This window comes from Undibacterium sp. Di26W (assembly GCF_049340265.1).
In the GTDB taxonomy this organism is placed as follows: domain Bacteria; phylum Pseudomonadota; class Gammaproteobacteria; order Burkholderiales; family Burkholderiaceae_D; genus Undibacterium.
Window position 1 is genome coordinate 77,908 of record NZ_JBMPOR010000007.1, and the last position, 20,800, is coordinate 98,707.

The window sequence follows — 20,800 nt, forward strand, 5'->3', positions numbered from 1 at the left end:
TTAAATATGGAGGTTGAAATGGTAACTGCAACGAGCAAAAAAACGAATCCCGTAGTGGCAGCAAGTACGCCCAAAAAGGCGGCTGTGAAGAAGAGTCCAGTCGCTGCAGTTAAAAAAGCGGTGGTAGCCAAGCCTGTAGGCGTGGCAAAACCCGTGCCCAAGGCCAAGTCTGCAGCGGTAGCCAAACCAGTACCAGCTCCCAAGGTCGTGAAAGCGGCAGAAGCCAAAGTGCTTGCTCCGGTTACCAAGCTGCTTACCGTTCCTGTAGAGAAAGTGAAAAAACCTAAACTGGTACGTGACAGCTTCACGATGCCGGAAAGTGAATACGCAGCACTGGGTGCCGTCAAAAAAGCCTGCCTGAAGGCCGGTGTGGAAGTAAAGAAAAGTCAGTTGTTGCGCATAGGCGTGGCACTGCTGAGCAAAACCGATGTGCCAGCGCTGAAGAAACTGATTGCCGGACTGGCCCCCCTGAAGGCCGGACGCCCAAAGAAAGAAAAGTAAGCACAGATCCTTGCCTTTAAGAAATCCCCGGAAAACCTTGGTTTGCCCGGGGATTGTTGTTTTTTTACCTGTCATCAAACCGACATCTGGCTGTCATCTTGCTGAAGTAATCCTTGATTATCCTTCGTTCGTCGAATCAACGAACAACATGACAAGGACGATGAATGCGATTACTTACGATACCCGCGGATGCTAATCCAAGTTTTTCCAAACTCAATCTGAGCCTCGCTACAACGCCAGAAGAAGTCACGGAAGTGCAACGCCTGCGTTACAAGGTATTTATCGAAAGCATGGGCTTGTCGGCCCTGTCCAACCCGGACGGGCTGGATAAAGATGAATTTGATGACTACTGTGATCATTTGATAGTACGTGACTCCAAGAGCCTGAAAGTAGTTGGCACCTATCGCGTCATGGGGCCAAATGCGGCCCGTCAGATGGGGCGCTATTATTCGGAAACAGAATTTGATCTGTCACGCCTGCACAACATCCGCGGCAGCGTGGCAGAAGCTGGTCGTGCCTGCATCCACCCGGATTACCGCAGTGGCGCTGTCATCATGCTGTTATGGGCTGGCCTGGCTGCTTATATGCGCCGTGAGCGTTGCTCGCACCTCATAGGTTGCGCCAGCATCAGCCTGACCGATGGTGGCCAGAATGCCGCAGCGATTTATCGTGGTTTGACTGCCGGTGATTTTGCTCCGCTTGATTACCGTGTCACGCCGCACGTGCCTTTCCCGCTGGATGAAATCGACAGCAGCGCAACTGACGCCCGCATCCCGCCTTTGCTGAAAGGATATTTGCGTGCCGGTGCCTGGGTTTGCGGTGATCCGGCCTGGGACCCTGATTTTCACAGTGCCGACCTGTTCGTCATGCTGCCATTGGCGAATCTGGACAACCGGTATGCACGTCACTACGGAACAGGGGAGTAGCCATCATGAAACCAGCCGATCAGTTCCTGAACAGTAAATTGTACAAGTCCGGTAAAAAAGAAACCCAGCGTTTCCGCACCATCTGGATTTCTGATTTGCATTTGGGAACCAGCGGCTGTCAGGCGGCCAAGCTGCTCGAATTCCTGCGCGCTACCGATTCCGAAACCCTGTATCTGGTGGGTGACATCATTGATGGCTGGCAGTTGAAGCGCCGCTGGTACTGGGATCAAACCCACAATAATGTGGTGCAGACCGTATTGAAAAAAGCCAAGAAAGGCACGAATGTCATCTTCGTGCCTGGCAACCATGATGAATCCATACGCCAGTTCATCGACCTCGATTTTGGCGGCATTAAAATCCGTGACGAACTTGTGCATACCACCGCTGCCGGCAAGCGCATGCTGGTACTGCACGGTGATCGCTTTGATGGTGTGATTGCCTGCGCCAAATGGCTGGCCTATGTGGGTGACAGCATGTACACCGTCATCCTGAAATTCAATCAGGTTTTCAATAACTGGCGCGCACGTGCAGGCATGCCTTACTGGTCGTTGTCACAATACCTGAAACAAAAGGTCAAGAACGCCGTCAGCTATATCACACAATTTGAAGATGCACTGGCGGATGAAGCGCGTCGCAAAGGCCTGGATGGCATTATCTGTGGCCACATCCACAAGCCAGAAATCCGCGATATCGACGGCATCCTGTATTGCAATGATGGTGACTGGGTAGAAAGCCTGTCGGCCCTGGTGGAAGATGCGCAGGGCGTGTTAAAACTGGTGACCTGGCATGACATCATCCATCCGGAACCCGCGCTTGAAACCATGGCTGAAGCAGAACATGAAGCGGAACTGGAAGCCGTTGGCACTTAAATCAACAGCCTCTTAATTCGGTGTTGCCGGTTTAAGCCACACCCACAGACGTTGGCCAAACTGGTTGCACACCAGGCCGCCAAGTACCAGCAAGCCAGCGCAGATTTTCCACCACAGCAGCGGTTCATCCAGTATCACTGATGCACTCAGCATGCCAACCACCGGTACCAGCAGGGTGAAAGGCGCTACGGTGGCGGCCGGATATTTGCGCATCAGCCAGGACCAGATGCCAAATCCCAGCAAAGTATTGGGGTAGGATTGATAAATAATCGCTGCGACCGATGTCCAGTTCAAGTGTGCATAGGCGGTTTGCCAGGCGTCGCTGCCTTCCAGCAGCAGTGATGCTATCATCAACGGCGGACTGGCAATTGCCGAACCCCACACCACCATCGCCAGCGGATTGACGACGCCAATTTTCTTGGTGACGATATTGGCGATGCTCCAGCAAATGCTGCCAGCCACTACCAACAGGAAACCCAGCATGGTCGCCTGGGCTTCGATATGCATGGCAACCAGGGCCATGCCCGACAGGGCAACCAGTGCACCCAGTACCTGCATCAGTTGCGGTTTTTTTTCACCCAGCATCAATACGGCCAGACCCATGGTGAAAAAAGCCTGCAACTGCATCACCAGTGATGCCAGGCCAGCCGGGAACCCAAGCTTCATGCCACAAAACAGCAAGGTGAACTGGAAGGCGAACTGGAACATGCCGTAAGCAATAATCCATTTCCAGGAAGTCTGTGGGCGCGGAATGAAAAAAATCAGCGGGAAGGCGGCAAAGACAAAGCGGGATGCTGTAAACAACACGGGCGGCAAACCTTGCAGGCCGATCTTGATGACCACAAAATTCACGCCCCAGGTAATGACAGCAATCATGGCGGCGAGAATGTGTACGGGTTTCATCGAGGGGGAATAGTGATGGCAGACCAGTATACTAACAGCTGGCCTGTATTGTTGCTGGCGGCCCAGGCATCACCACGATCTGGTATCTGGTGGACTGTAACATTTGAAAACAGAGTGCCTTCCACTTGCGCGACGACCATGGCTGCGTTGCAAATGCTCGCGATAGTGCACTATCGCTTTGCATAAGTGTTAAGCTTGCCTTGCCCTGATCGCCGGGCAAGCGTCTTTCACTTCTGTTTCAAAGTTACAGTCCACTAGCAAATAATTATTTGACGACCAGGTCGGGTGACATGATCGCTTTCAGGTAAGTTTGCGTGACGCTGTTTTCACGTTGTCTTTGTGTTAGCCACCAGACGTTGCCTTTGCGTACGCTGTATTCTTGCAAAGGATGGCCGAGCAGTTCTGCCGCTACCTGACCCAGGTAGGGCTGGTGGCCGACGATCAGTACAGGCTCGCGGCCATTCGGCCAGTTTGCCGCACTTAATACGTCGGCAACGCTGGCGCTTGGTCCCAGCTCTGGCATGATTTTGGATTTTCTGCCGCAGGCAATCAATGCTTCTGCTGTGTCTCTGGTACGGATGGTAGGGCTGACCAGGATCTTGCAGGTCTCTGGCAAGGTGCTGTCAAGCCAGTAGGCAATCTTGCCTGCCTGTTTTAAACCCTTGCCAGTCAGCTTCCTGAATTCATCAGTGATGTCTGCTGTTTCAGGTTCGGCTTCCGCATGCCGCCAGAGAATTAAATCCATCGTTAGCTATCCGTATCCGATACCGAACCCAGGCTGTGCATCAAATGTTGCTGGGCGCAGAAACGCAATTGTTTGGCGCGTACTTTCTTGCGTTCGTAACGACCTTCAGAATCCAGCGTCCAGGCGTTCACATTGTCTTTCAGGTAGGGTTCCAGGCCTTCTGATATCACGCGTTTTTTCAGGGATTTTTCGAGCACCGGGAAAGCCACTTCAATGCGACGGAACAGATTGCGGTTCATCCAGTCGGCACTGGCCAGGTGCACATCATGTGCGAGGTCATTGCGGAAATAATAAATCCGGCTATGTTCAAGGAAGCGGCCAATAATCGAACGCACGCGTATATTTTCTGACAGACCCGGCACGCCAGGACGCAGGGCGCAGGCACCACGTATGATCAAATCAATTTTCACACCATCAGACGAAGCCGCATACAGGGCGCGAATCACGGATTCATCCAGCAGGGCATTCATTTTTGCAATGATGCGTGCCGGGCGGCCTTCGCGCGCTATCCGCGCTTCATTGCGGATGGCCTTGATGATCTGCGGCTGTAATGCAAAAGGGGCCAGCCACAGGTAATCGAGTTTCTTGGGCTTGGTCAGGCCGGTCAGGTGAATGAAGACTTCATTCACTTCTGCTGCCATTTCAGGATGAGCCGTCAACAAACCAAAGTCAGTATAAAAACGGGTAGTGGAAGGGTGGTAGTTGCCCGTACCCAGATGGGCATAGTGACGCAACAGCCCACCTTCTTCACGCCGTATCACCAGCGCCAGTTTGGCATGGGTCTTCAGACCGACCACACCATACACGACCTGGGCACCGGCGCGTTGCAACTTGTCTGCCCAGTTGATATTGGCTTCTTCATCAAAGCGTGCCATCAGCTCGACAATGACTGTGACTTCCTTGCCCAGCCTGGCTGCCGTGATCAGGGATTCCATCAAATCAGAATTCATGCCAGTACGATAAATCGTCTGCTTGATGGCAACCACACTGGGGTCCAGCGACGCAGAGCGGATGAAATCAATCACGGTCTGGAAAGGCTGGAAGGGGTGATGCAATAAAATATCTTGCTTGCGCAACAGGGTGAATATGTCTGCATGCGCATATTTCACGATGGCTTTGGCAGAGAACGGCGGGAAGCGCAGATTTGCCTGCTTCACATGGTCAACCAGTTCGCCCAGCCTGACCATGTTCACCGGGCCATCGACCGGATACAAACGGTCGCTGTCGAGAGAGAATTGCTCCAGCAGGAAGCGCGACAGGTTTTCCGGACAGTTTTTGGCGACTTCCAGGCGCACGGCGGCACCAAACTGGCGGGTTTGCAATTCGCCCTGCAGTGCCTGACGCAGGTTCTTGACTTCTTCTTCATCCACCCACAGATCGCTGTCACGGGTCACGCGAAATTGTGAGTAATATAAGACCTCACGCCCATTGAACAAATCTTCAATGTGCGAGTGAATAACGGATGACAGCAGGCAAAATGCCATGCCATTGTTCGACAGTTCATCAGGCAGACGTATGATGCGCGGCAAGACGCGGGGTGCCTTGACGATGGCAATGGCAGTACCACGACCAAAAGCATCCTTGCCGGCCAGTGAGACGATGAAATTCAAACTCTTGTTGACCACCTGCGGGAAAGGGTGGGCCGGATCCAGGCCTATCGGCGTCAACAGCGGGCGCACTTCACGTTCAAAATAGCTTTTGACCCAGGCACGCTGCGCCTCATTGCGTTCTGAGTGACGCAGCAGGTGTATGCCTTTCTTGGATAACTGCGGCAGGATTTCCTGGTTCAGTAGCTCGTATTGTCTTTGTGCTAATTCATGACATTCCTTGCTGATTCTTTCCAGCATGGCTTGAAAGCTCGGATGTTGTACCAGTTCACCATCGATAGTGTTCTGGGCCAGCAGGCTGGCTACCCTGACTTCAAAGAATTCATCCAGGTTGCTGCCGACGATGCACAAGTATTTCAGGCGTTCAAGCAATGGAATGCTGCGGTCTTCAGCCTGTGCCAGCACGCGCCAGTTAAAGGCGATTTGTGACATTTCGCGGTCAAGGAAGATGACGGAACGTGACAGTTCAGCAGGCACTTCCTTGGCAGGCTTGGCTGCCTTGACAAGTTTTGGTGCTTTGGCCAGCTTCTCGGCAGGCTTGTTTTCTGCAATGGCTTCCTGTTTCATTTCTTCCGACGCTGTCGTTGAAGAGGGGACTACCTGGTTGGGCATAGTGTTTCGCATGTCATAAAAGCCATCATATATATACACGCTGATATTTTAGTTGGCTTACATGACAAGTTTATGACATATAAATGGTGAAAAGCATAATTATTTCATGCGCTTTGTAATACGTCATAATCTTGTCACATTTGGCTTGTACAGTGCGCCTCGTAGTACTAAATACCTGTTATTTAACTCTGAGGTGAACATGCAAATCAAACGTGTTGTCAAAACTCTCATCGCTGCAATCGGCATTGCTGTCACATTCGGCGCTGCCCAAGCTGCCGATATTACCGGCGCTGGCGCGACTTTCCCTTATCCAATCTATGCCAAATGGGCTGAAGCCTATAAAAAGGCCAGCGGCAACGGTTTGAATTACCAGTCTATCGGTTCTGGTGGTGGTATCAAGCAGATCAAAGCGAAAACTGTGGATTTTGGCGCATCTGACATGCCATTGAAAGCAGAAGAGCTGGATGCTGAAGGCCTGACACAGTTCCCTGCCATTATTGGTGGTGTGGTTCCTGTTGTGAATCTGGACGGTATCGCTCCAGGCAAAATGAAAATGACAGGTGATGTATTGGCCGCCATTTACATGGGTAAAATCACCAAATGGAATGCACCTGAAATCGCAGCCATCAACCCAGGTTTGAAATTGCCAGCAGAAGATATCACTGTCGTGCACCGTTCTGACGGTTCCGGCACGACCTTCCTGTGGACTGACTACCTGAGCAAAGTCAATGCTGAATTCAAAACAGCTGTTGGTTCTTCCACTGCCGTTAAATGGCCAGTTGGTGTCGGCGGCAAAGGCAATGAAGGTGTCGCTTCCAGCGTCAAGCAAATCAGAAATTCCATCGGCTATGTGGAATATGCCTACGTCAAGAAAAACAAGATGGCTTATACCTTGTTGAAAAATGCAGATGGTCAGTTTGCAGAACCTGATGATGAAAACTTCAAGGCTGCTGCTGCCGGTGCTGACTGGAGCAAAGCGCCAGGCATGTACCTGGTACTGACTAACCAGCCTGGCAAAATCACCTGGCCTATCACTGGTGCTTCTTTCATCCTGATGCACAAAGCACAGGCTGATTCGGAAAAAGGCAAAGAAGTATTGAAATTCTTTGACTGGGCATTCAAAAACGGTGCTGCCATGGCTGCTGAACTGGAATATGTGTCCCTGCCAGCACCGGTTGTGAAACTGATTGAAGACAGCTGGAAAGCAAAAGTCAAAGATGCTTCCGGCAAGGCGCTGTGGTAATAAAAAGCTTTACCCTGTTCAGAATTTGAACTAAACAGAATAAGGTAATCCGGGACTGCCCGGATTACCTTCCGGTGGAAAAGACACCCATGACTACCCAAATGTCCTCCGTCAACATGACTGCACCAACTGCAATCCCACCCACAGCCAATTTGGCACAGCAGCAGTCGAATCAGGTTGATTCGGTAAAAATGGCTGCAGTGATGCGCCGTCAGCGCTGGCAAGATTTCTTTTTTCATAAACTGACCTTCAGTTTTGCCGCTCTCGTGCTGGTCGTGCTGGTCGGTATCATTGTTTCCCTGTTCTTGCGTTCCATTCCGGCGATGAAGGAATTCGGTCTGCCCTTCATCTGGACGATAGAGTGGGACCCTGTCAATGACAAGTTTGGCGGCATGATCGCCATCGTCGGCACACTGGTGACATCAATCATTGCCTTGGTGATTGCTTTCCCTGTCAGTTTTGGTATCGCCTTGTTTCTCACAGAAATTTGCCCGAACTGGCTCAAGCGCCCTTTAGGTACAGCGATTGAATTGCTGGCCGGCGTGCCCAGTATTATTTATGGCATGTGGGGCTTGTTTGTATTTGCTCCATTGTTTTCACAATATGTGCAGCCGGTGTTGGCTGCAACGCTGGGCAAATTGCCGCTCATCGGTATGTTGTTCTCTGGCCCCATGATAGGTATGGGCATGCTCTCCGCCGGGATAGTTCTGGCGATCATGATCATTCCGTTCATCTCTTCAGTCATGCGTGATGTGTTTGAGGTTGTGCCGCCGGTATTGAAAGAATCTGCTTACGGCCTTGGCTGCACCAAGTGGGAAGTGGTACGCAAGATCGTGCTGCCATACACAAAGATAGGTGTAGTCGGCGGCGGCATGCTGGGCTTGGGTCGTGCACTGGGTGAAACCATGGCGATTACTTTCATGATCGGTAATTCACATCACTTGTCCTGGTCACTGTTTGCCGCCGGGAATAGTATCGCTTCGACTCTGGCGAATGAATTTGCAGAAGCAGAAACAGTCTTGCACACATCTTCATTATTCTTGCTTGGCCTGATTTTGTTTGTCATCACGTTCATTGTATTGTCTGCTGCCAAACTGATGTTGCTGGGCTTGTCCAGAAAAGAAGGAGCCAAATAATGGAAAACTCAACAATGCAATCTGCCAGCAACCCAGTGTATCGCCGTCGGTTGCTCATGCACAAACTGGGGATAGGCTTGTCGTCATTTGCCATGGCGCTGGGCATATTCTTCCTGATGTGGATATTGTATACCTTGATGACAAAAGGATTGAGTGCCGTCAGCCTCGCCATGTTTACAGAGTCGACACCTGCGCCCGGTAGTGATGGTGGCGGTTTGATGAATGCGATCTTTGGTAGTTTTGTGATGGTTGTCAGTGCTGCCCTGATCTCTACACCTATCGGTATCCTGGCTGGCATTTACCTGGCAGAGTACGGGGATAAAAGCTGGTTTGGTTTCGTTACGCGCTTTGTGACCGACATCATGTTGTCTGCCCCATCTATCGTGATTGGTTTGTTTGTGTATGCGATCTATGTTGCTAACGTCAAGCATTTCTCTGGCTGGGCTGGCAGTATCGCCATCTCATTGATTGCCATTCCAGTGGTTGTCCGTACTACCGATAATATGCTGGGCCTGGTACCGGCCAGTTTGCGCGAAGCTGCATTTGCACTGGGCGCACCACGCTGGAAAGTGGCTTTGCTGATACGTTTGCGCGCTGTAAAGGCAGGCGTAGTGACTGGTATCTTGCTGGCGGTTGCGCGTATTTCCGGGGAAACCGCGCCTTTGCTGTACACCGCCCTGAGCAATCAGTTCTTCAATGCCGACATGAACAAGCCTATGGCTAACCTGCCTATGGTGATTTATCAGTTTGCCATGAGCCCCTACGACAACTGGCGCGAGCTGGCCTGGGGTGGTGCCTTGCTGATTACTTTCAGCGTTCTCGGTTTGAATATTTTGTCGCGCACTTTGTTTAACCAAAAAACACAGCATTAATACTGGCCTCGATATGACTACTACTCAAGACTCTACTCAGAAAAAAGCGATCGAAATCGGCGGGCTGAATTTCTACTACGGCGCAACCCGTAGCCTGCGCGATATCAATCTGAATATCTATGACAAGAAAGTAACTGCCTTTATCGGTCCGTCCGGCTGTGGTAAATCCACTTTGTTACGTACGCTGAACCGTATGTACGATCTGTATCCTGGCCAGCGTGCGGAAGGCAATATCATTTATAACGGCAAGAATATCCTGGATGCTGATCAGGATATCAATTTGCTGCGCGCCCGCGTTGGCATGGTGTTCCAGAAGCCTACACCTTTCCCTATGTCGGTCTACGACAATATCGCCTTTGGCGTGCGCCTGTATGAAAACCTGTCCAAAGGTGAGATGGATGAGCGCGTTGAATGGGCGCTGAAAAAGGCCGCTATCTGGACTGAAGTCAAAGACAAACTCAACAAGAGCGGTCTGAGCCTGTCCGGTGGTCAGCAGCAGCGTCTGTGTATCGCCCGTGGCGTATCCGTCAGGCCGGAAGTGTTGTTGCTGGATGAACCAACATCTGCACTGGATCCGATTTCTACGGTGAAAATCGAAGAACTGATCAATGAGCTGAAAGAAGAGTACACCATCGCCATCGTTACCCATAATATGCAACAGGCGGCGCGTTGTTCTGACTATACCGCCTACATGTATCTGGGTGAACTGGTCGAATTCGGTGAGACAGATCATATCTTCATGAACCCGGTGAAGAAAGAAACACAAGACTATATAACTGGCCGTTTCGGCTAAGAAAACGACAGCCTGCCTTGGTTGTCGGCCTGTATTGCATGCAGGTCAGACACAAGGTGGCAGAGTGGTGTTTTAATTATTGCAATTGCGAATTCAGGAGAAACCTGTGACAGGCGAACATTCTTCAAAACAATATGATATGGATCTGGAGACTATACGCTCCAAGGTCTTGTTGATGGGCGGCCTGGTGGAAAGTCATTTCCATGATGCGATGTCCTGCTTCCGTACAGGGAATGCTGAACAGGCAGAAGCAGTGATACAGTCTGACCTTGAAGTCAACCGACTGGAAGTCAGCCTGGACGATATGTGCAGCCACCTTATCGTCAAACGCCAACCCGCCGCAAATGATCTGCGTACCGTCATGGCGACTGGTAAAGTGATTACCGATCTCGAACGCATCGGCGATGAATCCACAAAAATCGCACGTATTTCCAGGGATGCGGCAACCAGCAAACGTGGCGCACCAATGTTCAGCGGCTATGAAACTGTGCGCGTACTGGCCAGCAGCGTGGCAGACATGCTGCATCAGGCGCTGGATGCCTTTGCCCGTCAGGATGGTGCCAAGGCGGTGCAACTGATTGCACAGGATGCGATTATTGACAATGATTTCCGCTCCATCATGCGTAATCTGATTACTTTCATGATGGAAGACCCATCTACGATATCATCTTCCCTGAACGCCCTGTGGGTAGCGAAGGCGATAGAGCGTATCGGTGATCATGCCAAAAATATTGCCGAGCACACGATTTATATCGTTGAAGGCAAGGACATTCGTCATTCCGACTATGTGACTAGCAAGCAGGAACAACAGAATTAATTATCGATAATGGCTACAGACACAACAATACTCATTGTGGAAGATGAGCCGGCAATCGTGGAACTGGTGAGTTTTTCACTGAGGGCCGCCGGCTGGAACACTTTTGCGGTCAACTCTACAGCAGAAGCCTGGGATTATTTGCAGCGCCGTACTCCGCAACTGATTTTGCTGGACTGGATGCTGCCAGATCAGAGCGGCTTGCGGCTATTGTCCAAGATACGTTCTGATCGTCAGTTCAATGAAATCCCGGTCATCATGCTGACGGCGAAAAGCATGGAAGAAGACAAGATTGCCGGCCTCGATCATGGTGCTGACGATTACGTGACCAAGCCTTTTTCACCACGTGAACTGACTGCCAGGATCAAGGCACTGTTGCGTCGCAAGAGCCCTGAACATGCACAAACTGCCCTGACTGCCGGGCCGGTCGTGCTTGACCCGGTCAGTTGCACAGTCAAGATTGAAGACAGCAAGGTGGATATTGGCCATGCAGAATACAAACTGCTGAAATTCTTCATGGCTCATCCTGAACGGGTTTTCTCGCGCAGCCAGTTGCTCGACAAGGTCTGGGGTGATCATGTCGTCATTGAAGAAAGGACCGTTGACGTGCATGTTCTGCGTCTGCGCAAGGTCTTGAAAAATGCCGAATCCCTGATCAAGACAGTGCGTAGCGTAGGCTATATGCTGTCTGAAAAATAAGTGCGGACTATCTGACATTGGCTGTCAGTCTTAGCACCATTTATGCGGATCACATCAGTTCATCGTGAAGGCTTGGCAGCAAGCCATTTTGCTGCCACCCTGCATTTGACTGCATCATCGCTTGCCTCAGCGACTTTGCTTGCTGCCGTTCATGGCAAGGATGTTGAGAAAACACACCATTCTTTTTCAGATAGAGTAAGCTTGATAATGTATTAAGTTCAACAAGCTTGGGCATGCCGGACAGGTGCCGGAAACAAGTTGAAAACAAGCCGACTATCGGTATAACTTGGTGCAAGTAGCCATCTATCATTCCAAGCAATATTCAGGATCATTCATGTCACCACGCCTCATTTTCTGGATTTCTGCGTTTGTGCGTATTTTAGTCGTATTGATAGGAACGGCCTTCGCTGCCTATCTGTGGGGAGCGATTACTGGCCTGTTGATAGGCATGGCAGGGCTAATTGGCCTGTTTTGTATCCAGCTGTTTTATCTGCAGCGACTGGCAGACTGGCTGGATCATCCCAGCAGTTCGCGTTTGCCGGATGGCTGGGGTGCCTGGACTGATATTTTTTCACGCTTGTACAAACTGCGCCGTGGCGATGAAAAAAACCAGGCCGAGCTGGCAGAATGGCTGGCGCGTTTTCGCCAGGCCATGACCTTGTTGCCAGACGGTGTCGTGATCATGGATGACGTGCTGTTCCTTGAATGGTGTAACCCTGCTGCAGAAAGTCATCTGGGCCTGAGCCTGGCGCAAGACAAGGGCATGCGCGTCACCAATCTGGTACGCAGCCCGGAATTTATGGATTACATCATCCTGGGACGCTACGAGACGCCCTTGACGCTGTCTTTCCGTGACCGCAAGCTGATTGCACATATCATCCCGTTTGAAAACCGCCGCCAGATCCTGGTGACCCACGATGTCACCGAGTCTGAACGCATAGACATGATGCGGCGTGACTTTATTGCCAATGCCTCGCATGAATTGCGTACACCTTTGACCGTCATCAACGGCTTTCTGGAAATTGCATCGATGCAGGGTGATCTGGATAACCAGACCCGCAATATGCATTTGAAACTGATGACAGAGCAGGGTGAGCGCATGCAGCGCCTGGTCGAAGACATGCTGACCCTGACCAGGCTGGAATCGGTCGATTACCCGCCACGCCCCGAACGCATCAATATGCTGGGTTTGCTGGAGCAGATATTGCAGGAAGCGCATGCGCTGTCCGCCGGCAAGCATACGATTACCCTGGAATGCACCGGGCCTGACATACGTGGCAGCAATGATGAAATCCGCAGTGCGCTGACCAATCTGGTGACGAATGCAATCCGGTATACGTCAGAGAATGGCCATATCAAAATCAGCTGGATAGATACCGCGCAGGGACCGAAATTTGCAGTACAGGATGACGGCATAGGTATCAGCGCCGAACATATCTCACGCTTGACTGAGCGCTTTTACCGCGTCGATAAAAGCCGTTCACGCGAAACCCAGGGCACCGGCCTGGGCCTGGCGATCGTCAAGCACGTGCTGCTGCGGCACAAAGCAAACCTGCTGATCGAATCCACCCCGGATGTAGGCAGCAAGTTCTGTGTGCAATTTCCTGGTACAGCGGTCAGCGCATAAATCTCTTTATTGCTTTTGGATGAGCCGGACAATGACGTAGGGCGGAAGATTTTGTTAATGCCCGGCCCTTATCTGTTGTTGTCCGCAGCTTGTAGCACGGGCATATATACAGTGCCAGAATACAATCTGGCATTGATAGAATTACCGGATTGCAGGACTATTTTTTCTTGCTTTCTTCGTAGGCCTGGAGCATGTCGGACACCAGCACGCCATCTATTCGCATACCAGTGAAATCGCAGGCTTCCATCGTTACATTGACGAAAGAGATATCCCTGAAGCGGCAGGCTTCCATATCCACGCTATGGAATGAACTGGCACGCAATTGAACCTGACCAAAATTTGAATTGGCCAAATCCACATTATGGAAATTCCGGCCCTGCAATAATTTATTGTCTTCCATGGCGCGCCTTGTCGTGTGGATTGAGATCATTCTGGGGATCAGATTATCCATCGCAAGCTGCAACGGGTAATCCTGGTCGTTTAGTGCAGCAATGCCCTGGTTCTTTCCTTCAGCCATTCCAGTGCTGCACCGTTGACGCGGGCTGAAAGGCGTTGCAGGACTGTAGCATGGTAATCATTGAGCCACTTGATTTCATCTGCACGCAGCAAGCTGATGATGATGCAGCGTGTGTCTATGGGGCAAAGTGTCAGGGTTTCAAATTCCAGGTATTCACCAAATTCGGTTTGCATGGCTGGCACGTTCAAGAGCAGGTTTTCTATCCTGACACCCCATTTGCCGGGGCGGTAAATACCTGGCTCATTGGATGTGATCATGCCGGGTTCCATCGCCATATGGGCTTCTGCTATGGTGCCGGAAATGTTTTGTGGGCCTTCGTGCACATTCAGAAAATAGCCGACGCCATGGCCGGTGCCATGGCCATAGTTGATGCCGTCGGCCCAGATGGGGGCGCGGGCGACAGTATCGAGCATGGGTGACAGGGTGCCGCGCGGATAGCGCATTTGCGAGAGATTGATCATGCCCTTCAACACCAGGGTGAAGTCACGCTTTTGTGCGTCGGATACCTGGCCTATGGGCATGACACGGGTAATGTCGGTCGTGCCGTTCAGATATTGGCCACCAGAATCGATGAGCAGCAAACCATCGCCTTCAATCACCGAATGCGATTCCTGGGTGGCGCGATAATGTGGCATGGCACCGTTGGCATTGAAGCCGGCAATGGTACTGAAGCTGGGCGAGACAAAGTGTGGCTGGCGTGCGCGGGCAGCGCAGATTTCTTCATCAATGGTCAGCTCGGTGATGCCTTGCTTGCCAAGTGCACCTTCCAGCCAGCTAAAGAATTCACACAGGGCAGCACCATCCTGTTCCATGGCTTCACGCACATATTGTGCTTCTTGTGCAGTCTTGCGCGATTTGGCAAAGACCGAGGGATTGATGGCCTCTACCACGCGCACAGTGGCTGGTATGATCTGGCGGAAACCAAACGTGATACGGCGCGGGTCTATCAGGATGCTGCTGCCCGCAGGCAGGGCAGACAGGGCGGTTGCCGCATTGCCGTAGTCAGACAGGCTGACACCATCTTGCGCCAGTGTCGTTGCCAGTTCGGCCGGTACTTTACCGTTGGATACAAACAGTGTTGCTTCATGTTGGCTGATCATGGCGTGGCCAACAAACACCGGGTTATAGCTGACGTCAGAGCCGCGCAGATTGAAAATCCAGGCCAGGTCATCGACGGTGGACACAAAATGCCAGTCGGCGTTCATGCTGCGCATCTGTTCACGCAGCATGGCCAGTTTGTCGGCACGCGATACCACGGCATACGGCGCTGCATGTTCATAAATCGGCGCTTGCGGCAAGCTTGGGCGTTGATCCCAGACCTGTTGTAAAAGATCTGTGCCGGTATCGAGTTGTATGCCTTTGGCCTTCAGCGCTTGTTCCAGTGCCCTGGCGGTTGCCAGCCCCAAGACCATGCCATCCACCCCGGCGGTCTGACCTGCTTGCAGATTTTCTGCCAGCCAGTCTATGTAGAGCGTGGCAGCTGCAGAGGCGATTTTCATCATCTTGATACCGGTCGGTGCCAGTTCTGTTTCTGCCGAATTCCAGTAGCGGCTATCGACCCATAAGCCGGCAAAATCGGCAGTCACTATCAGCGTACCTACCGAGCCGGTAAAGCCGGAAAAATAAGTGCGCCCCTGCCAGCGGTCAGGCAGGTATTCCGACAGATGGGGGTCTGATGAGGGAACGATATACGCATCCAGCCCCTGGGCCTTCATGGCAGCGCGTAATTGCACCAGACGTGCGGGAATCGGGGAAGTGACGGCAGAAGGACTAATGGGGCTGTTCATGGATGGATTTCCAAATCAGGATAGACAGGGGTGGGGCAGTGTAAGCAAGTAAATTCAAAGCAATGGCAGGCACCTACGTATTGCCGGACAAAAGAGCAAGCAAAAAAAGCAAGTAACTATGTGCACTATGAATACAAGGGAAGAGTATACCTAAAATAGTTCAGATGCGAGAGCCTATGCCGATTTCGCTAGTTCCTCAGAAAACGCCGCATGACGTAAGGGGCAGGCTCATTCGGGTTGGCGTGGGAATATTCAAGCTCGGGCGCCAGTTCAAATTCATACGCTGCGTACACGTCCAGCAGGCGCGGCTGGTCACTGCGTACTCCCAGTCGTAATTCTTCTATGCCGGCAATCTGGGCAGCGTGGATGACGGCTTCCAGCAAGTGTTGCGACAGGGCTTCGCCACGAAAAGCGGGCAGCACACCCATGCGCAACATTTCCCAGCAATTGCTTTCCGTGTCTACCGGCAACCAGCGTACCGAACCCACAGGTTCTTCATCGACAAGCAGTACAAAACCGCCACCCTGCATCAAGTCGTGATTGACCCGTTCGCTGCTTTCATGATGACCGGTAGAACTGGTCGCGACCTTTTCTGACCAGCAAGTGCGGGTCAGATGCGCGATCAGTTGCGCATCTTCAAAAGTGGCTTCACGGACGACGATATGCATAGTCAAAACAAAGCACAGGCAGGTATTAACGAACGCGCATACCTGGCTGGGCACCAGGCCAGGCTTCCAGTATGTACAAGCCAGGGTTGGCTTTTTCATCGGCTGCCGAAGCGGCCAGTACCATGCCTTCAGACAGGCCGAACTTCATCTTGCGCGGTGCCAGGTTGGCCACCATGACGGTGAATTTACCTATCAATTGTTCTGGCTGGTAAGCTGACTTGATACCCGAAAACACATTGCGGGTGCGGCCTTCGCCGACATCCAGGGTCAGGCGCAAGAGCTTGTCCGAACCTTCTACATGTTCACAATTGACGATCTTGGCAATGCGCAAATCCACTTTGGCAAAATCATCAATCTTGATTTCTTCGGCCAATGCTTCGATGTCGCTTGCTGCCGTATCATCAGCAGCACTTGCCTGGGCGGGAACCGCAGCAGGGGCATCAAACAAATCGTCAAAAATCTTGATGTCCACCCTTTGCATCAGGTGAGTATAAGGATTGATTTTGTGATGGTGCGGCAATGGTGTCGCTACATCTGCCCATTGCAGTGGGGTGATATTCAATTGCGCTTCTACCTGTGCTGCCAGTTGCGGCAAGACTGGTTTCAGGAAGATGGTCAGGATGCGGAAGGCTTCCAGCAAGCGGCTGCAGACTTCCTGCAATTTGGCATCGTTCTCTGGCTTTTTCGCCAGTTCCCAAGGTTTGTTGGAATCGACATAAGCATTTACCAGATCAGCCTGTTCCATGGCAGCACGCAGGGCCTTACCATATTCGCGTGCTTCAAACAGAGCCTGGATTTCTGGCGCGACCTTGCGCAGATTATTCAGGAAGGCGTCATCTGCCGTGGCCCAGTCAGTCGCGATCACACCATCGAAACGCTTGGTGATGAAACCCGCAGCACGGCTGGCGATGTTGATGTATTTGCCGATCAAATCAGAATTGACACGTGCGACGAAGTCATCCGGATTCATGTCCAGATCTTCCACCTTGGCATTCAGCTTGGCGGCGAAGTAATAACGCAGCCATTCCGGGTTCATGCCAATTTCCAAGTAACGCAGCGGTGAAATACCAGTCCCACGTGACTTCGACATTTTTTCGCCGGAGACAGTCACAAAACCGTGTGCATACACATTGTCTGGTGTCTTATAACCAGAGAACTTCAGCATCGCAGGCCAGAACAGGGTATGGAAGTAGGTGATGTCCTTGCCGATGAAATGGATTTGCTCTGTCGTCGGGTCAGCCATGAAAGCATCGTAGTCACGACCGGTCTTGCCGAAGTAATTCTTCAGCGACGCCAGGTAACCGACAGGTGCATCCAGCCAGACATAGAAATATTTGCCCGGCTGGTCAGGGATCTCGATCCCGAAGTAAGGCGCATCGCGGCTGATGTCCCAGTCGCCCAGGCCGCCTTCGCCTTCCAGCCATTCCTTGCATTTATTCGCCACCTCGGATTGCAGGCGGTTGTCTTTCAAGGCCCAGCCGCGCAGGAATTCCACGCATTTTTCATCTGACAATTTGAAGAAGAAATGTTCGGACGATTTCATGATCGGTGTGGCACCGGTCAGGACAGAGTAAGGGTTCTTCAAATCAGTCGGCGCATACACGGCGCTACAGACTTCACAGGAATCGCCATACTGGTCCTTGGCACCACATTTCGGACATTCACCCTTGATGTAACGGTCAGGCAGGAACATGTTTTTGACCGGGTCAAAGAACTGTTCTATGGTCTTGCTGGTGATGAAGCCGGCAGATTTCAGCTTGCGATAAATATCCTGCGACAACTGATGGTTTTCTTCGCCATCGGTTGAATGCCAGTTATCAAATTGAATATGGAAACCATCGAGGTATTGTTTGCGTCCAGCCGCGATCTGCGCCACAAAAGCCTGTGGTGTGATACCGGCTTTTTCAGCCGCAATCATGATAGGTGCACCGTGTGCATCGTCCGCGCCGACGAAATGTACCTCGTTACCCGACATTCGCTGATGCCTTACCCAGATGTCAGCCTGGATATACTCCATGATGTGACCAAGGTGGAAAGGCGCATTCGCGTACGGCAGGGCAGTGGTAACAAACAGCTTACGGGTCATGGTTGATGCACTTTTTATGAACGGACAAGGGCATTATTCTAACAGCGAAAGCCTGAATTGAAGCCGCTTTGCCCTTGCCGCAGGCATGGGGGCAGTATTTCTATGTGTTTTTGCCAACTTTGTGGCTTGTTGCGACCGGTTCAGACCACCCAGGCACCATTGCTGTACACCACTTCTTCGTCTAGCCGCACGGCTTCAGTAACCGCAAACACGTCCACATGGTGCCTGCCTTCGCCGCGTTTGATATGCGGTTTCGCATAACTGCCATGCTTGGTCCCCAATGACAAATGCACGCCGCACATGCGTTCATAGGTGCCGATATCGCGTACGCTACGGTCTTTGGAAAAGGCACGGTTCATGCCGAAACCCAGTTCTCGCACCCAGACGACATCGTCATCTTTACGGATATTCGCCAGCACCAGATCAAATTCAGGCGTGGAATTGAGGGTATCAACGACCTGGCCTTTTTCCACGACGAGGGTAATCGGCTGTGACGGGCGGTTGACGGTAAAGCTGGTATCGCCAAAGGCAAATATCCGCACCTGACCATACACATCTTCCAGCGCGATGGATTCGGTAAACACTTCACCGATAGGGAATTGCCCACCTATATTTTTCATCTCGCGATAATCACCGACATTCAGTTTGGCTGGTTCAAAGCGGCCGCTGAAGATCAACTCAGCCCCGCCACTATCAACGACGCCAGCACTGGCATGGTCGATTTTTTGTTTGAGCGCGTTACCGATATCCCGGTAGTAGCTGGCATCGTAAGCCAGCGATTCGATGTAATACAGAGCTTCATCGCCTTCCATACGTGCCAGATGGGGATGTTCGATGACTTTCAAGCCGCGCTTGAATAATTCCACACGCAACCTGTAGGCTTCAAGGCGAAAATTAGTGGACTGCACCAGCACTGCGAGATCAGACGCCTGTAAGGCATTCAAGGTCACCAAAATGAGTTCAGGTGTTTCGACATCAAAATCTATAAAGCGCGCATCGGGCAGGCAAGCGCGATAGGCGCTGGTCAGTGCCACTGCCAACGGGCAGCATTTGTCATAAACAACAATGGCCTGATGTTTATCCGTATGTTCAAACGCAAGTTGCAGGATGTCGCGCAAATGTTGTTCTGCCAATGCTACGGCGGTCGCAGGCAATATCTCCATGGCGTTTTCTGTGCTTGTGGCTGGATTGCTGGTGGAGAGTGTCATGATTTTGCTTGTGCCCGCTATCAAGAGAGCAGGCAGCTTATTTGTGTGTGTGAGCGCTTTAGCTGAGGGTGCTATTTTAACTTCTAACACCCGAGTATGGATTTGATTTAGCCCAGTTTTCAAGGCATTATGAGTAATTTTATGAAAATTAAGTGTGTATAAATCCACACAAAAATCATGGATTAGTAGTGTTCAACAATAAATGATCAGCAAATGCCTCGACGGTATATTGCTCATCAAATGATACATTTAGAGGGAGAGGAATATGATTGCCAGGCAGTTTTTAAAGTGGGTACTGAGCTTTGTTGCGGGCTTTGTTGTCACAATTTTTAGCCATTTTGCTTACTCGCAAAATGCAGCGGCTGATGCGGAAGTCAAAGCCGCATTTGACGAGGCAAAAAAAGTGATGCAGCAAGGCCCTGCAGAAATCAAAATGATAGACCAGGCTGTATTGAAACTGCCTGCAGGTCAGGTATTCATTCCCATGCCTGAGGCCGGACGCATCATGCGTGCCATGGGCAATTCTTCCGACCCCAGCTTGCTTGGTGCCATCTTCCCGGAAGAAGGGCATTGGATGATCGTCACACGTTATCAAAAATCAGGCTATATCAAAGATGATGATGCCAGGGACTGGAATGCCGACGATTTGCTGAAAAGTTTAAAGGATGGCACTGAAGAGGGGAATAAGGATCGCCGTCAACGCGGTATCCGGGAATTGGAGCTGGTTGGTTGGGCCGAAAAACCAAATTATGAAGCCCCAACGCACAGGCTGGTATGGTCAGCGATCACCAAGGGTAAGCAGGACGGCAACGATAAGCAGGGTGTCAATTACAATACCTATGCACTGGGTCGCGAAGGTTATATCAGCATGAATCTGGTGACAGCCTTGAACGAATTACCGCAACAAAAATCCATAGCAAAAAATTTGCTGGGACAACTTCAGTTTTTAGATGGCAAGCGCTATAGCGATTTTAATGCCAGCACCGATAAAGTGGCTGAATATGGACTGGCAGCGCTGGTTGCCGGTGTCGCAGTGAAGAAATTGGGTTTGCTTGCCATTATTGCTGCTTTTTTCGCCAAGTCCATCAAATTGGTACTGGTTGCAGTGGTAGGCTTGGGGGCCTTGGTAGGTAAGTTGTTTGGACGTAATAAAGCCTGAGCCTGGGCACAGTCTTATCATGTGATAA

The 20,800-nt window shown here is 51.3% G+C and carries 20 protein-coding genes; 11 read left to right on the forward strand and 9 right to left on the reverse strand.

Annotation, left to right across the window (positions count from 1 at the left end; genetic code table 11):
- Positions 1-18 precede the first annotated feature (18 nt).
- The 3 genes from ACO0LM_RS10800 to ACO0LM_RS10810 all read left to right on the forward strand — a co-directional run bounded on the left by ACO0LM_RS10800 (position 19) and on the right by ACO0LM_RS10810 (position 2,296).
- Positions 19-501 (forward strand): hypothetical protein, encoded by a 483-nt coding sequence (locus ACO0LM_RS10800; protein ID WP_423036948.1) that lies wholly within the window; start codon positions 19-21, stop codon positions 499-501.
- Positions 502-665: 164 nt separating this feature from the next.
- Complete coding sequence (locus ACO0LM_RS10805) at positions 666-1,427, forward strand: GNAT family N-acetyltransferase (RefSeq protein WP_423036950.1); 762 nt, start codon at positions 666-668, stop codon at positions 1,425-1,427.
- A gap of 5 nt (positions 1,428-1,432) precedes the next feature.
- A complete protein-coding gene (locus ACO0LM_RS10810; RefSeq protein WP_423036952.1) occupies positions 1,433-2,296 on the forward strand; it encodes a UDP-2,3-diacylglucosamine diphosphatase in 864 nt (287 codons plus the stop codon).
- 12 nt (positions 2,297-2,308) lie between these two features.
- On the opposite strand, the gene ACO0LM_RS10815 is transcribed toward ACO0LM_RS10810, so the two are convergent.
- The 3 genes from ACO0LM_RS10815 to ppk1 all read right to left on the reverse strand — a co-directional run bounded on the left by ACO0LM_RS10815 (position 2,309) and on the right by ppk1 (position 6,118).
- Positions 2,309-3,199 carry an EamA family transporter gene (locus ACO0LM_RS10815; RefSeq protein ID WP_423036954.1) on the reverse strand — a complete coding sequence of 297 codons (891 nt, stop codon included), beginning with the start codon at positions 3,197-3,199 and terminating at the stop codon, positions 2,309-2,311.
- Positions 3,200-3,464: 265 nt separating this feature from the next.
- Positions 3,465-3,944: a phosphohistidine phosphatase SixA gene (sixA, locus tag ACO0LM_RS10820; RefSeq protein ID WP_422986060.1), complete on the reverse strand. Its 480-nt coding sequence runs from the start codon at positions 3,942-3,944 to the stop codon at positions 3,465-3,467.
- A gap of 2 nt (positions 3,945-3,946) precedes the next feature.
- Positions 3,947-6,118: a polyphosphate kinase 1 gene (gene ppk1 / locus ACO0LM_RS10825; RefSeq protein WP_423037187.1), complete on the reverse strand. Its 2,172-nt coding sequence runs from the start codon at positions 6,116-6,118 to the stop codon at positions 3,947-3,949.
- Between the two features lie 244 nt (positions 6,119-6,362).
- On the opposite strand from ppk1, the gene pstS reads away from it, so the two are divergent.
- The 6 genes from pstS (at position 6,363) to phoB (ending at position 11,720) form a co-directional block, all read left to right on the forward strand.
- Positions 6,363-7,406 carry a phosphate ABC transporter substrate-binding protein PstS gene (pstS, locus tag ACO0LM_RS10830; RefSeq protein ID WP_423036956.1) on the forward strand — a complete coding sequence of 348 codons (1,044 nt, stop codon included), beginning with the start codon at positions 6,363-6,365 and terminating at the stop codon, positions 7,404-7,406.
- A gap of 101 nt (positions 7,407-7,507) precedes the next feature.
- The gene (gene pstC, locus ACO0LM_RS10835; protein WP_423037189.1) at positions 7,508-8,542 is read left to right on the forward strand and encodes a phosphate ABC transporter permease subunit PstC; all 1,035 of its coding nucleotides are present in this window, start codon (positions 7,508-7,510) and stop codon (positions 8,540-8,542) included.
- Positions 8,542-9,414: a phosphate ABC transporter permease PstA gene (pstA, locus tag ACO0LM_RS10840; protein ID WP_423036958.1), complete on the forward strand. Its 873-nt coding sequence runs from the start codon at positions 8,542-8,544 to the stop codon at positions 9,412-9,414. The genes pstC and pstA overlap by 1 nt, the downstream gene beginning before the upstream one ends.
- 13 nt (positions 9,415-9,427) lie before the next feature.
- Positions 9,428-10,207, forward strand: coding sequence for a phosphate ABC transporter ATP-binding protein PstB (pstB, locus tag ACO0LM_RS10845; RefSeq protein ID WP_422986066.1), 780 nt, complete (start codon positions 9,428-9,430; stop codon positions 10,205-10,207).
- A 106-nt stretch (positions 10,208-10,313) separates the two neighbouring features.
- Positions 10,314-11,024, forward strand: coding sequence for a phosphate signaling complex protein PhoU (phoU, locus tag ACO0LM_RS10850; protein ID WP_186948967.1), 711 nt, complete (start codon positions 10,314-10,316; stop codon positions 11,022-11,024).
- A gap of 9 nt (positions 11,025-11,033) precedes the next feature.
- Complete coding sequence (gene phoB, locus ACO0LM_RS10855) at positions 11,034-11,720, forward strand: phosphate regulon transcriptional regulator PhoB (protein ID WP_241457019.1); 687 nt, start codon at positions 11,034-11,036, stop codon at positions 11,718-11,720.
- Between the two features lie 49 nt (positions 11,721-11,769).
- On the opposite strand, the gene ACO0LM_RS10860 is transcribed toward phoB, so the two are convergent.
- Positions 11,770-11,955 (reverse strand): hypothetical protein, encoded by a 186-nt coding sequence (locus tag ACO0LM_RS10860; RefSeq protein WP_423036960.1) that lies wholly within the window; start codon positions 11,953-11,955, stop codon positions 11,770-11,772.
- Positions 11,956-12,054: 99 nt separating this feature from the next.
- Between ACO0LM_RS10860 and phoR the strand changes: the two genes are divergently transcribed.
- Positions 12,055-13,347, forward strand: coding sequence for a phosphate regulon sensor histidine kinase PhoR (gene phoR, locus ACO0LM_RS10865; RefSeq protein WP_423036962.1), 1,293 nt, complete (start codon positions 12,055-12,057; stop codon positions 13,345-13,347).
- Positions 13,348-13,504: 157 nt separating this feature from the next.
- Here the strand turns inward: phoR and ACO0LM_RS10870 are convergent, their stop codons facing one another.
- From ACO0LM_RS10870 to ACO0LM_RS10890, 5 genes are all read right to left on the reverse strand, one after another.
- Entirely contained in the window at positions 13,505-13,864 is a 360-nt protein-coding gene (locus ACO0LM_RS10870) for a pentapeptide repeat-containing protein (RefSeq protein WP_423036964.1), read from the reverse strand.
- Positions 13,828-15,651: an aminopeptidase P family protein gene (locus ACO0LM_RS10875; RefSeq protein WP_423036966.1), complete on the reverse strand. Its 1,824-nt coding sequence runs from the start codon at positions 15,649-15,651 to the stop codon at positions 13,828-13,830. Before ACO0LM_RS10875 ends, ACO0LM_RS10870 begins: the two co-directional genes overlap by 37 nt.
- 188 nt (positions 15,652-15,839) lie before the next feature.
- Positions 15,840-16,319 carry a GNAT family N-acetyltransferase gene (locus tag ACO0LM_RS10880; RefSeq protein WP_423036968.1) on the reverse strand — a complete coding sequence of 160 codons (480 nt, stop codon included), beginning with the start codon at positions 16,317-16,319 and terminating at the stop codon, positions 15,840-15,842.
- 25 nt (positions 16,320-16,344) lie between these two features.
- Complete coding sequence (gene metG, locus ACO0LM_RS10885; RefSeq protein ID WP_423036970.1) at positions 16,345-18,405, reverse strand: methionine--tRNA ligase; 2,061 nt, start codon at positions 18,403-18,405, stop codon at positions 16,345-16,347.
- Between the two features lie 140 nt (positions 18,406-18,545).
- Complete coding sequence (locus ACO0LM_RS10890; RefSeq protein WP_423036972.1) at positions 18,546-19,613, reverse strand: hypothetical protein; 1,068 nt, start codon at positions 19,611-19,613, stop codon at positions 18,546-18,548.
- Between the two features lie 265 nt (positions 19,614-19,878).
- Between ACO0LM_RS10890 and ACO0LM_RS10895 the strand changes: the two genes are divergently transcribed.
- Complete coding sequence (locus ACO0LM_RS10895) at positions 19,879-20,772, forward strand: DUF2167 domain-containing protein (protein WP_423036974.1); 894 nt, start codon at positions 19,879-19,881, stop codon at positions 20,770-20,772.
- The last annotated feature ends 28 nt before the right edge of the window (positions 20,773-20,800 follow it).

What these genes read in the sequence shown, in the direction of transcription:
- ACO0LM_RS10800 (WP_423036948.1), top strand. Translation starts at nt 19, where the DNA reads ATGGTAACTGCAACGAGCAAAAAAACGAATCCCGTAGTGGCAGCAAGT.
- ACO0LM_RS10805 (WP_423036950.1), top strand. Translation starts at nt 666, where the DNA reads ATGCGATTACTTACGATACCCGCGGATGCTAATCCAAGTTTTTCCAAA.
- ACO0LM_RS10810 (WP_423036952.1), top strand. Translation starts at nt 1,433, where the DNA reads ATGAAACCAGCCGATCAGTTCCTGAACAGTAAATTGTACAAGTCCGGT.
- ACO0LM_RS10815 (WP_423036954.1), bottom strand. Translation starts at nt 3,199, where the DNA reads ATGAAACCCGTACACATTCTCGCCGCCATGATTGCTGTCATTACCTGG.
- sixA (WP_422986060.1), bottom strand. Translation starts at nt 3,944, where the DNA reads ATGGATTTAATTCTCTGGCGGCATGCGGAAGCCGAACCTGAAACAGCA.
- ppk1 (WP_423037187.1), bottom strand. Translation starts at nt 6,118, where the DNA reads ATGAAACAGGAAGCCATTGCAGAAAACAAGCCTGCCGAGAAGCTGGCC.
- pstS (WP_423036956.1), top strand. Translation starts at nt 6,363, where the DNA reads ATGCAAATCAAACGTGTTGTCAAAACTCTCATCGCTGCAATCGGCATT.
- pstC (WP_423037189.1), top strand. Translation starts at nt 7,508, where the DNA reads ATGTCCTCCGTCAACATGACTGCACCAACTGCAATCCCACCCACAGCC.
- pstA (WP_423036958.1), top strand. Translation starts at nt 8,542, where the DNA reads ATGGAAAACTCAACAATGCAATCTGCCAGCAACCCAGTGTATCGCCGT.
- pstB (WP_422986066.1), top strand. Translation starts at nt 9,428, where the DNA reads ATGACTACTACTCAAGACTCTACTCAGAAAAAAGCGATCGAAATCGGC.
- phoB (WP_241457019.1), top strand. Translation starts at nt 11,034, where the DNA reads ATGGCTACAGACACAACAATACTCATTGTGGAAGATGAGCCGGCAATC.
- ACO0LM_RS10860 (WP_423036960.1), bottom strand. Translation starts at nt 11,955, where the DNA reads ATGCCCAAGCTTGTTGAACTTAATACATTATCAAGCTTACTCTATCTG.
- phoR (WP_423036962.1), top strand. Translation starts at nt 12,055, where the DNA reads ATGTCACCACGCCTCATTTTCTGGATTTCTGCGTTTGTGCGTATTTTA.
- ACO0LM_RS10870 (WP_423036964.1), bottom strand. Translation starts at nt 13,864, where the DNA reads ATGGCTGAAGGAAAGAACCAGGGCATTGCTGCACTAAACGACCAGGAT.
- ACO0LM_RS10875 (WP_423036966.1), bottom strand. Translation starts at nt 15,651, where the DNA reads ATGAACAGCCCCATTAGTCCTTCTGCCGTCACTTCCCCGATTCCCGCA.
- ACO0LM_RS10880 (WP_423036968.1), bottom strand. Translation starts at nt 16,319, where the DNA reads ATGCATATCGTCGTCCGTGAAGCCACTTTTGAAGATGCGCAACTGATC.
- metG (WP_423036970.1), bottom strand. Translation starts at nt 18,405, where the DNA reads ATGACCCGTAAGCTGTTTGTTACCACTGCCCTGCCGTACGCGAATGCG.
- ACO0LM_RS10890 (WP_423036972.1), bottom strand. Translation starts at nt 19,613, where the DNA reads ATGACACTCTCCACCAGCAATCCAGCCACAAGCACAGAAAACGCCATG.
- ACO0LM_RS10895 (WP_423036974.1), top strand. Translation starts at nt 19,879, where the DNA reads ATGATTGCCAGGCAGTTTTTAAAGTGGGTACTGAGCTTTGTTGCGGGC.